The sequence below is a fragment of the Marinobacterium sp. xm-g-48 genome, assembly GCF_013282925.1.
Taxonomy (GTDB): Bacteria; Pseudomonadota; Gammaproteobacteria; order Pseudomonadales; family Balneatricaceae; genus Marinobacterium_E.
Map to the genome: position 1 here is coordinate 430,026 of NZ_WBYQ01000001.1, position 11,514 is coordinate 441,539.

At 49.5% G+C, this 11,514-nt stretch carries 10 protein-coding genes; 9 read left to right on the forward strand and 1 reads right to left on the reverse strand.

What is annotated here, in order from left to right; all coding sequences use genetic code 11:
* Positions 1-18: 18 nt before the first annotated feature.
* On the forward strand, positions 19-1,464 hold the full coding sequence (sbcB, locus tag XMG48_RS02250; RefSeq protein WP_173480429.1) for an exodeoxyribonuclease I: 1,446 nt from the start codon (positions 19-21) through the stop codon (positions 1,462-1,464).
* Positions 1,465-1,473: 9 nt separating this feature from the next.
* Here sbcB and XMG48_RS02255 read toward each other — a convergent pair whose 3' ends face one another.
* On the reverse strand, positions 1,474-4,218 hold the full coding sequence (locus tag XMG48_RS02255) for an insulinase family protein (RefSeq protein ID WP_173480430.1): 2,745 nt from the start codon (positions 4,216-4,218) through the stop codon (positions 1,474-1,476).
* 141 nt (positions 4,219-4,359) lie between these two features.
* On the opposite strand from XMG48_RS02255, the gene XMG48_RS02260 reads away from it, so the two are divergent.
* From XMG48_RS02260 to nadA, 8 genes are all read left to right on the forward strand, one after another.
* Complete coding sequence (locus XMG48_RS02260) at positions 4,360-4,743, forward strand: DUF6394 family protein (protein WP_173480431.1); 384 nt, start codon at positions 4,360-4,362, stop codon at positions 4,741-4,743.
* Entirely contained in the window at positions 4,740-6,434 is a 1,695-nt protein-coding gene (locus XMG48_RS02265) for a TrkA family potassium uptake protein (protein WP_173480432.1), read from the forward strand. The genes XMG48_RS02260 and XMG48_RS02265 overlap by 4 nt, the downstream gene beginning before the upstream one ends.
* On the forward strand, positions 6,431-7,345 hold the full coding sequence (locus XMG48_RS02270; protein WP_217361980.1) for a DMT family transporter: 915 nt from the start codon (positions 6,431-6,433) through the stop codon (positions 7,343-7,345). The genes XMG48_RS02265 and XMG48_RS02270 overlap by 4 nt, the downstream gene beginning before the upstream one ends.
* 18 nt (positions 7,346-7,363) lie before the next feature.
* Positions 7,364-8,227 carry a Tim44 domain-containing protein gene (locus XMG48_RS02275; protein WP_173480433.1) on the forward strand — a complete coding sequence of 288 codons (864 nt, stop codon included), beginning with the start codon at positions 7,364-7,366 and terminating at the stop codon, positions 8,225-8,227.
* Positions 8,228-8,322: 95 nt separating this feature from the next.
* Positions 8,323-8,841, forward strand: coding sequence for a peptidoglycan-associated lipoprotein Pal (pal, locus tag XMG48_RS02280; protein WP_173480434.1), 519 nt, complete (start codon positions 8,323-8,325; stop codon positions 8,839-8,841).
* Positions 8,841-9,686 (forward strand): tol-pal system protein YbgF, encoded by an 846-nt coding sequence (gene ybgF, locus XMG48_RS02285; RefSeq protein WP_173480435.1) that lies wholly within the window; start codon positions 8,841-8,843, stop codon positions 9,684-9,686. The genes pal and ybgF overlap by 1 nt, the downstream gene beginning before the upstream one ends.
* Before the next feature lie 14 nt (positions 9,687-9,700).
* Positions 9,701-10,375, forward strand: a complete 675-nt coding sequence (queC, locus tag XMG48_RS02290) for a 7-cyano-7-deazaguanine synthase QueC (RefSeq protein ID WP_217363800.1) — start codon at positions 9,701-9,703, stop codon at positions 10,373-10,375.
* A 57-nt stretch (positions 10,376-10,432) separates the two neighbouring features.
* Complete coding sequence (gene nadA, locus XMG48_RS02295) at positions 10,433-11,476, forward strand: quinolinate synthase NadA (RefSeq protein WP_173480437.1); 1,044 nt, start codon at positions 10,433-10,435, stop codon at positions 11,474-11,476.
* The last annotated feature ends 38 nt before the right edge of the window (positions 11,477-11,514 follow it).

Sequence of the window (11,514 nt, forward strand, 5' to 3'; positions counted from 1 at the left end):
TTCATCAAGGATGCGAAGATGAGTGCGCAAAACGAGACGTTTTTTTGGCACGACTACGAGACCAGCGGAACCGATCCACAACGAGATCGTCCCATGCAGTTTGCTGGTATTCGGACCGATGCCGACCTCAATATCATTGAGGATCCTGTGATGATCTACGCTCGTCCTGCCGATGATATGTTGCCGCACCCGATGGCCTGTTTGATTACTGGGATTACGCCACAAATCGCCTTAGAGAAAGGGCTTAGTGAAGCCGAGTTCATCGCAAGGATTCATGCAGAACTTGCACGGCCGGGTACCTGCGGTGTCGGTTACAACTCAATCCGCTTTGATGATGAGGTGACGCGAAATACCCTCTATCGCAATTTCTACGATCCCTATGCGCGTGAGTGGCAAAATGGCTGCTCTCGTTGGGATATCATCGACATGTTACGTCTCACTCGCGCACTTCGTCCCGATGGAATCGTTTGGCCTACCTACGAAGATGGCACGCCGAGTTTGCGTCTGGAAGATCTGACCAAGGCTAACGGCATTGAGCATGGTAATGCCCACGATGCGCTATCTGATGTCTATGCCACCATTGCGATGGCCAAGCTGGTTAAAGAGAGACAACCCAAGCTGTTTGATTATGTGATTCGGAACCGCTCCAAGTTGGCGATTCAAAAACTGATCGATCCGCAAAGCATGAAGCCGGTGTTACACATCTCATCACGTTACCCGGTAGAGCAAGGCAATATGGCGGTTGTTGCCCCGATTGCGGTGCACCCAACCAACAAGAATGCCAGCATTGTTTGGGATCTACGACACGACCCAGCCCCGCTTTTTGAACTGACTGCCGAGCAGATTAAACAGAATCTCTATCTCCCGCGCGACCAGCGTGATGAGAATACCCCTAAATTAGCTCTGAAGTTACTGCATGCCAATCGTTGCCCGATTGTGGCACCGGCCAACATGTTGCGCGGTGATGAACCGGCAAAATTTTCCATTGATGGCGATCAATGTCGGGCGCATTTGGCGCTATTGCGCAATGAACCTAATCTCCGAGAGAAACTGATGGCGGTTTACCAAGAGGATCGCGATGCGATTGCTGACCCTGATCTGCAGATCTACTCAGGGGGGTTCTTCTCGAATGATGACAAAAAACTGATCGATCGCGTGCGTGAGGCGGATGAAGAGAGCTTGTACGAATTACAGCTGCCGTTTCAGGATCCCCGTCTAGAGGAGATGTTACTGCGTTATAAAGCTCGAAATTTCCCAGAAACCCTAACCGATGAGGAACAGTTGAGTTGGGAGGAGTTTCGAGCGCAAAAGCTACTGAAAGGCACCGGTGGTTACCTCACCTTTGAAGCACTCTATGCAGAGCTGAATCGCATTGCTGAACTACCGGAGACTACGGCTGAGGAAAGGGCGATATTGGAAGATATCGCCCTCTATGCGGAGTCGATCTACCCCTTTGAACCTTAGAGAGTATGACTAAGATTGCTCAGGGTTAGCCTCTATCCAAAGTTTACGTTCAAGCAGCTGATCTGCGCGTTTGAGTATCTGCTCAGGCGTCAGATGGTCTAACGCGGTTAGAAGCTGCTCTCTGGTATCAAAGTTTAGGTTGTCACGATCAATCTCTCGCCAGAGTCTTTCAGTCTCATCCGCCAACCGCTTGGAGGGTGAGGCAATTCGCGAGCGCAGACTTGCTCGATACTGTTCGATGTTTTGCTCTAGCTCTGCTGCTAACCCTGCACGCCAACCCGATAAGAAATCACTATAAGCCTGTTTCAGCGCTTGCGAATCAGCCGTCGGAGATTGCACGGTCAAACCGACTCCGGGTGTTTCACCTATAGGTAGAAGGTTTGTAAAGACCACATAGCCCAGTTGCTGCTCTGTTCTCAGCTGAGTGTAAAACGGTGTCGACAGAAGCTCGTTGATCAGAGCGGTTTCCACGCGTGCTTGAGCCGTGTCACTGTCCGCCTGAAGGTAGAGCAGCAGTGCGGAGTCGGTATGAGCGACCGAGATCGATTTAGTTGTCTCTCCATCATCTAGGCTGTTCGCTTTGATCGGGTTCACATTAGCGGGTTTCATCGCAGACAGTGCTGAGTGAACGGTTGAGCTGATCAGCTCGGCTTGTTCACGACTGATATTACCGTGGATAAACAGTTTTAACTGACCTTCAGCAAGCAGTTTCTCTCTCTGCTTGGAAAGATCAGCCAGTGTCATCGAATCAATCACCGCCAGTTTCTCTTCACTGCTCCAGCTATTATCCAATAACTCTTGGTAGAGCAGGGCAAAGGTTCGGTTGTAGGGTTTCTCTTTAAGGCTGTTGGCAAGATCCTCTTTAAGGTTCTGCTTCAATCGAGCAAACAACGCCTCATCCTGCAAAGGCATACTCAGAGACCTGAGCAGTGTTTCTAACAGACGATCCAGACGCTGGTTGTAGCCACTCACTTTAATGGATAGGCCTCGCAGGTGAGGGTAGATCTCGGCGTTCAGTCCAGCCAGTGCGGCATCGTAGAGCGCTTCGTTGAGCTGTTCATTGATCATGTCGGTCAACAGTGAATTGGCGACGGATGCGGCTGCATCAGGCTGAGCATTATTCGACAGTATCGCCAGATTGATTGCTCCTCTGGGCTGCTTGTAGCTGACATCAACCTTGTGCAGCGCAGTGAGATTACCCTCTTTAAAAACAGTCTCAGGCAACTCTGCTTGCGTCTCTTCGAGAAGATCGAACTGATCAGCAATATAGGGATTCAAGGGTTTAATGCTGAGGGCCGGAATGAGTTTTGGACTCTTCCAGCGCTCTAGAAGGGCGGAGTCGATCGTTTTAATGCTGTAGTCGATCTCATATCGAGGTTCTTGCTGATCGGTCTCAACCTGCTGTGAATAGAGGCCTAGCACTAAGTTGTCCGGCGTCATGTACGAGAGGTAGTCATTAATCAACGCGGCATCAAACTGATCAAACGCGTAGGAGGCCCTGATCAATTCAGCCTCAGGGTAGTCCACCATCATCTTAGAAAGACGCATCACGTTGTGGATCGGTTCTGAACTCTGCTGGAATCGGAACTCATTCATCGCAAGAAGAGCTTGTTCATCAAAGAGTGACTGTTGAACACCGGCCTGTTTAATAAGCTCAATTTTGCTAAACACTGCCTCAATCACACGCTCTTTCTGCTCCAGACCTTTTAGGGTGAGATCGATATGGATATCAAAGGTCGATTGTTCGGGTTGATCGATGCCAATCCAAGCCCCGACGCTGTCGGCTAGACCTTCATCCTTAAGGTAAGAGAGGAGTGACCCTTTGCCCTCATAGCCGATTTGGTTTGCAATAAAGTAGAGCGGTTTTTTCTTCCAGTAACCTTCTCTGGGGGGAACAGGAAAAGTGAGCGTTAGTTGGCGGCTCTCTTTGAGGGTTTTGATGCGAATCTCACGACCTATCTCGTTCTCTGTGAACAGCGGCACCGCATCGCTGTAGGGCGTGGCGTTGCTGTTTTTAACCTTAGAGAAACGCTGAGTTACTAGCGTCTCTAGTTCGTCTAAAGAGAGCGGTGCGCTGACCACTAGTGTCATCAAATTGGCCGAGTAGTAACGGTTGTAAAAGTCGATCAAATCGGGGCGGATGGGGTTCTCTGGCGTGTTTTCCAGAGTATCGAGGTTGCCGACCGAAAACTGGGTCCAGTTGTGCTCTGGGTTCATCGCCTCTTTTTTAGCCACGTAGATGCGACGTCCATCATCCAGCCGTTTTGACTCGTACTCAGAGTGGACGGCATTTCGTTCACGATCCACGTAAGCCTCAGTGAAGAGTGGTGCTATGAAAAATTGAGCGAAACGATCGAGCGCTTCTGGGAACGCCTCTGCTCGGACATCAAAAAAGTAGTTCGTATCATCGTAGGCGGTGAAGGCGTTGTGGCTGCCGCCATTAGAGTTAATGAACGCTTGATAGGCGTCCGCCTCTGGGTATTTTTCGGTGCCTAAAAAGAGCATGTGCTCTAGGAAATGGGCCAGTCCTGCACGCTCCGGTGGGTTGGCGCTACTACCTACTTGTACATTCAAGGAGGCGGCTCCTTTGTCGCTCTGCATATCCGAGATCAGCAATGCTCTTAACTGATTGTCCAGCTCAAGAATTCGATACTCACGAGTGTCGTTGAGGCTTTTGATTACGTCGGCACCAACGATCGACGACAGTGATAAAAAAACGAGAAATAGAAGAGAAACGATCGATTTCTTGATCACGATGTGAAATACCCCCTAGATAAACAGTCACGATAAGTGTTAGCTTCAGTCATTAATATTAAGCCTAACTTAAACGTCGTTAAGATGTTGAACAGAAATACGTTTTAAGCTGACTAACTGGATTATTGGGAGCGCTTGTTGATGAACCGTGAAAAGGTTGTATTTGGATTCTTTATCATCTTAGCCCTGACGCTGAATGTCGGCTTTGTTCTTGGGGATATCGATAATCCTGCACATCATGAAGTGTTTGAGCTCTTTTTGGCCCTGGTAGTTAGTTTAATTTGTACGGTGTTGAAGTTTGGTGACCGCAGCCACCTTGGAGCACTGTTGCTGGCGACCAGTTTGGTTGCCGATTTGCAATTGATTGCAGCTGCGGTGGTCTGGGCGTATGCCGAGCAGATCTCGTCACTGGGAATGACGGATGGGACGATGGCGAGTATTGTGTCGCTTGCTGCTGGTGCACTGGTGGCGAATGTTGTGTCGGTGGTTCTGCTAGTGGTTGAGAGTGCGTCGATTCGTCGATGAATACACTGCTTTATATTCTACTTAGGCGGCTAAGACTGCCCCTGAGCGTTCTAATCGGCGTTTACGCCGTCTCTGTGCTTGGGTTTGTTTTAATACCTGGGCTTGATGATCAGGGTCAGCCTTGGCGTATGGATTTCTTCCACGCCTTCTACTTTGTCTCGTTTATGGGTTCCACCATCGGTTTTGGTGAGATTCCTTACCCATTCACCAGTGCTCAGCGGATGTGGACCCTGGTCTGCATCTACGCAACCGTCATTGCTTGGCTCTATGCCATCGGTGCCATGTTGAGTGTGCTGCAAGATCAAGGATTCTCGCGTCTGTTGCGCACTCGCCGTTTTGCTCATCAAGTTCGATCGATTCGAGAGCCCTTCTATCTAATTTGTGGCTTTGGCACAACGGGCCGAGATGTGGTGGCTGGACTAGAGCAACAGGGTATCAAGTCAGTGGTCATCGATATCGATCAGAGCCGAATTGATGCTTTAGAACTTGAACAGTATTCACTGCCGGTGGTGGGTCTATGTGCCGATGCTTCACTGCCAGAAAATCTCGATCTGGCCGGTTTGCAGAACTCAAGTTGTCTGGGTGTGTTGGCCCTGACCAATGATGATAACGTCAATCTGTCGGTCTCGATTGCCAGCAAGCTGCTCTATCCGAAACGCATTGTGGTGAGCCGCAGCGAAAATGATACGACCACTGCCAACCTCTACTCCTTTGGCACCGATCTGGTAGTTGACCCCTTTAAGCAGTTTGCCGAGTACCTTGGCCTAGCGGCCCACAGCCCGCAAAAGCACCTGATCGTTGATTGGCTAATTTACTCTGAGCACCGCTCAATCGCATCAACCTATAAGCATCAATCGGGTCGATGGATTTTATGTGGCTATGGTCGCTTTGGTCGCGCGTTAGCTGGCTCAATGCGTGCTGAGGGGACAGAAATTACGTTAGTGGATCCTCATATGGATAGCTTCAGAGGTGATGAGCCCACATCGATTGTCGGTATAGGTACTGAGGCGTCTACCCTGATTCAAGCGGGTGTTGAAGGGGCGGTGGGTATTATTGCCGGTACCGGTAATGATGCGGATAATCTGTCGATTATCATGACCGCTCGCGAATTAAATCCTAGGTTGCAGACGGTTGTTCGCCAAAACTTGGACTCTAATGAGTTAATTTTTGAGCGACTTAAAGCCGATTTTGTCATGAACCCAGGACGTACCATTGCCAGTCGCATTCTGGCTCATCTCCGTACACCCTTGCTAGCTGAGTTTTTAGACCAATCGATGGCGCTTGATGAAGTGGATGCCAGAGAGCTTATTCAGCGCCTCAATCGCTTGGTAGGTGATGGCCAGGTTCGCATTCAAGCCTTTACACTGGGCGATGAGACGCCTGCTGTAAAAGAGTGGATAGAATCTGGTCAGATCCTGACGTTACGATCACTACTCAAATCCCCAGCAGATCGAGCAAAGGAGCTGAAATGTTTGGCTCTGCTGGTGAAGCGTGGTGGTCAATTTATGATCGAGCCGGGTGAGCTGACTGAGCTGCAGTTGGGAGATCAGATCCTGTTTGCCGGGAGAGGGGCGGACCTGTCTCAACAGCGCTGGTTGTTTGAGAACGCTCGTACTCTCAATTACGTTGTGACAGGTGAAGAGCCGCATTACGGTCTGTTGAGTTATTTTGCTAAAGGAAATGCACGTTGATCGCCTATCTATTGTTGATCTTAACGCCACTATTTTGGGCGGGTAATCATGTCGCGGCTAAAGGAGTGGCTGATATTGCCGACCCACTATTGATGGCATTTTTACGCTGGGGACTCGCCTTTTTGATCCTATTGCCTTTCTGGCTGCCCAAAGCGATTCGACAGTGGCCGATTATAAAAGCGCATTTTCCACTGCTCTTTTGGTTATCACTCACCAGTGTGGGGTGTTTCAATACTTTCATCTATTTGGGGGTTGAGACGACCACCGCTACTAACACGACCTTGATGCATGCAATTATTCCCGTTCTAATTTTGCTCTTGAACCGACTCTTTTTCAAAGAGTCTGTGGGCGGGCTGCAGTGGTTAGGGATAGCGGCTTCACTAATGGGAGTTCTTGTACTGATTACCCAAGGTGAGTTACAGCGAATTGCCTCACTGCACCTTAACCCAGGGGATGTCTGGATATTGGCTGCGATTGTGACTTGGGCTCTCTATTCGATCACCTTAAAGTTCAAACCTAAAGAGCTAGAGCCGTTCACCTTTTTCGGGCTGTCGGTTTTGATTGGTTTGCTTGTGATCTTCCCATTCGCACTGTTTGAGCAGGGTGGCTTTGTCGTGCCGACTCTCGAGACGCCGGTCTGGGCGGTTGTGGTCTATATTGCTATCTTTCCCTCGATACTCTCTTACTCTTTCTGGAATCGTGGTGTGGCGCAGTTGGGAGCGTCGACCGCTGGGCTGTTTATCTATCTGATTCCGGTATTCGGTACCCTCTTGTCTATCTTGGTGTTGAATGAGACTATGCACAGCTTCCATTTAATCGGAATTGCCCTCATTGTGCTCGGCATCTGGTTGGCCGTCGTAAGACGAGTGATAGCAGGTATTCGACAAAACCGTACTAAAACCGTTAATTGATCTGAGGTTTATAAAATAATGAAACAACTCTTTACGCTCCTGTTTGCATTTTGTTTGGTGGCAGCTATTCCCCATCAAGCGGAGGCTAAACGTTTTGGTGGCGGTTTTAGCTTGGGCAAAAGCTACTCCATGCCTAAGAAGGCGGCTCCGGCTCCGACCAAACAGGTTGCCCCTTCTCAAACCGGATCAAAAACGGCACCGACCTCAACGGCAGGCGGTAAAGCGGGTATGGGTGGTTTAATGGGTGGACTATTGGCCGGCGGTATTCTGGGAGCTCTCTTTTTCGGTGGTGCCTTTGAGGGTATCCAGCTGATGGATATGCTGTTGATTGGTCTGGTCATCTTTATGCTGTTTAAACTGTTCGGGTCGCAAAGAAGGGCTGCTTATGCTGGCGCCTCTCAGGGAGGTTACGCCCCGAATGAAGTACCCATGGCTAGAAATGCTGAACAGGGATTGGGTGGTGCTTCAAACGCTTCAGGTATGAGCGCGACGTTCGCTAAGATTGATACGCCTGAGTGGTTTGATGAAGACGCTTTCCTGGCCGGCGCTAAGGATCACTTCAAAAATTTGCAGAGTGCATGGGATCGTCAAGATTGGCAGGAGATCTCTTCTTACACCTCACCAGAGCTATTGCAGTCGCTTAAAACCAATCGAATGGTGTTACCAGAAAACCAAGTAACTGAGGTTTTGTCAGTTGATGTTGAGTTGGCTAACTTCCAAACGCTGTTGGGTGAACACATTGTAAGCCTCTATTTTGAAGGTGAAATTCGTGAAAACGGTTCGGCCACCACTACACCGTTTGCAGAAGCATGGCACCTCAGTCGAGATGCGGATTTAGACTCTGGAAACTGGACTCTGGTCGGGATTGAGCAGGTTTCTTAAGTTTTTTTAGGTAGTCGCTTGAAATCCTTTAGCTCAGCCTATAGTTTAAGCACTATCCAATAGGACCAATAAAAATTTATTTTAGGAGATTGACGATGCGCGCAATCGCAATGACTCGAGTAGCAGCACTTGCAGCAGCCGTAGCGCTTGTTGCAGGTTGTAGTTCAACTAGCACAACAACGGATGGCGGTGCAGATGGTGCAGCTACCAATAATGCAGCAACCACTCAAGGCGCTGATGGCAGCAATGTGACTGCTGGCTCTTTTGCTGAAGTTGCTAAACTGCGCACCGTTTTCTACTTCGACTTCGATCAGGCTGTTGTTAAACAAGAAGGTTTCTCTGATCTTGAAGCGCATGCTAAGTATCTATCGAACAACCCAGGTGCAACTGTTCGTCTAGAAGGTCACGCTGATGAGCGTGGTACTCGTGAGTACAACATTGCACTGGGTGAACAGCGTGCTAACGCCGTTGCTCGTCTTCTGATGGTTAACGGTGCTGGTAGCAACCAGATCGAAACTATCTCTTACGGTGAAGAGAAGCCAGCTATGCTTGGCCACACTGAAGCTGAGTGGGCGCTAAACCGTCGTGTAGAACTGAGCTACACTAGCCGCTAATGAAATTGCGTCTACTGATTGCTCTACTGACTGCTGGCACTATTGCCAGCAGTTCTGTTTCTGCGGCACAACATTCCCAATCTGCCAACAGTGAACTGGTTCTTCTTTTGCAGCAGTTGCAGGCTGAGGTTCGTCAGTTGCGTGGTGAGATCGAGACACAGCAGTATCGTCTACAAAAGCTCGAAAAAGAGCAGTTGGATCGTTACCGTGATATGGATCGCCGCCTAAGCTCTTTAGTGCTTCAACAAGCTGACCCGCTTGCTGCGCCGGCTCCTGTTGTTGCTGACCAAGTTACGTCTAACCCTGTTGTTGCTGAGACAGCGTCTCCAAGTGTGGCTCTCGGTGAGAATCGGGCTGCTTCCGAAACAAATGCACCCGTATCAAGTAGCGCTGCTGCGACACAGCCAGTTGAGACGACCGTCGCTGGTTCTCCTGTTGAGGCGGAAGCACCTGTAGCCCCTGCTGAACCTACAGTCAGTGATCGAGTGGCTTACCAGCAGGCGTTTACACTGGTTCGTGAACGTAAGTTTGATGAGTCAGTTCAAGCCTTTGAACAGTTTATTCAGACCTATCCTAGCAGTGATAACCTAGCGAATGCCTACTACTGGATTGGCGAAGTGAAGCTTGCTCAACAGCAACTAGATTCAGCTAAAGCCGCATTTGAAACGGTGGTTTCTCAGTTTGTTGGCCATCGCAAGCGCCCAGATGCACTTTATAAACTGGGTGTTGTGCAGGATCGTTTGGGTGATTCTGCAGCGCAACAGAGCAGTTTTAAACAGCTGCTTGATGAGTATCCTAAAAGCTCTGCTGCTGGCCTAGCTCGTAACTACAAGCCTCGCTCATAACTATGAATCAAAAGATGAAACGTGCGGTCGTCCTGCTATCAGGCGGCCTTGACTCTGCTACGGTATTGGCGATTGCTGCTGATCAAGGTTATGAGTGTTACGCGCTAAGCTTTGACTATGGGCAGCGCGCTTTGACTGAACTGAATGCGGCCAAGGCGGTTTGCGCCTCTGTTGGTGCAAAAGAGCATCGTGTCTTCTCGCTTGATCTTGCTCAGTTCGGTGGCTCTGCCCTGACCGATAGTTCGATTGAGGTGCCTGAGGGTGAAACCGAGGGCGTTCCTATCACCTATGTGCCTGCTCGTAATACGATCTTCCTCTCTATGGCGCTGGCCTGGGCGGAAGTTTTGCATGCGGATGCGATCTTTATAGGTGTTAATGCTGTGGACTATTCGGGCTACCCTGATTGCCGTCCAGAGTTTATTAAGGCCTACGAAGAGATGGCAAACCTAGCGACTAGAAACGGCGTCACGGGTGAGCCATTCAAAATTGAGACACCTTTGATTGATCTTACTAAAGCAGAGATCATTCAAGCCGGTCATCGTTTGGGTCTGGACTACGCTTTGACTGTCTCCTGCTATCAATCAGACGATGATGGCCGGGCTTGTGGTCGCTGTGACAGTTGCCGCCTACGAGCTAAAGGCTTTGATGATGCGGGTGTTTCGGATCCGACACGTTATATCCCAGTCTAACTCTTAACTAATTGACTCGTTACGACGTTGCTTTATACGTCACTTTTTGAGGTTGGTATGCAAACAAAAGCAGATCTTGATCAACGTATTATGGTGCAAGAGCATTTTGCTCAAGAGCATCTGCCCAGTGATCTTACGCCTGCTCAAGTCGCTGATCTTGAAGAGCAGATAGCGGTTGAACTGAAAGAGCGCGATGCATGCTTGGTCGCTCACTATTACACTGATCCTCTGGTTCAAGCACTGGCAGAGAAGACCGGTGGTTGTGTTGCTGATTCGCTTGAGATGGCGCGTTTTGGTGCTAATCACTCGGCATCTACTCTTGTGGTCGCTGGTGTAAAATTTATGGGTGAGACGTCTAAGATTCTTAGCCCAGATAAGCGCATCTTGATGCCTACTTTGGAAGCAACCTGTTCACTTGATATCGGTTGTCCTATCGAAGACTTTAGTGCGTTTTGTGATGCACATCCTGATCATGAAGTGGTTGTTTATGCCAATACCTCTGCCGAGGTGAAGGCCAGAGCGGACTGGGTGGTGACATCGAGTATCGCACTGCAAGTCGTTGAACATCTGGTTGATCAGGATAAAAAGATCATCTGGGGCCCTGATAAGCACCTGGGTAGTTACATCGAGAATCAAACGGGCGCAGAGATGCTGTTGTGGGATGGCTCTTGTATTGTCCATGAAGAGTTTAAAGCGAAAGGGTTGTTAGATCTTAAAGCGGTCTACCCAGACGCTGCGGTGCTTGTTCACCCAGAATCGCCCGCTTCTGTTGTCGAGCTTGCCGATGCAGTGGGCTCTACCAGTCAGTTAATCAAAGCGGCTCATGATCTACCAAACGATAGGTTCATTGTAGCAACCGATCGAGGCATCTTCTTTAAGATGCAGCAGGCTGCTCCAGGCAAAACCTTTATTGAAGCACCCACCGGAGGTTCTGGTGCAACCTGTCGAAGTTGCGCACACTGTCCCTGGATGGCAATGAACGGCCTTGAAAATATTTTGGATGGACTGCGTCATGGCCGTGAAGAGGTCTTTGTCGATCCAGAGCTTCGTCAACGTGCGCTTCGCCCACTTGAGAGAATGTTGAGCTTTCAAGCCCGCTAATCTCTAATTGAGTGAGTGACTCTCCCTGTTGCTCACAT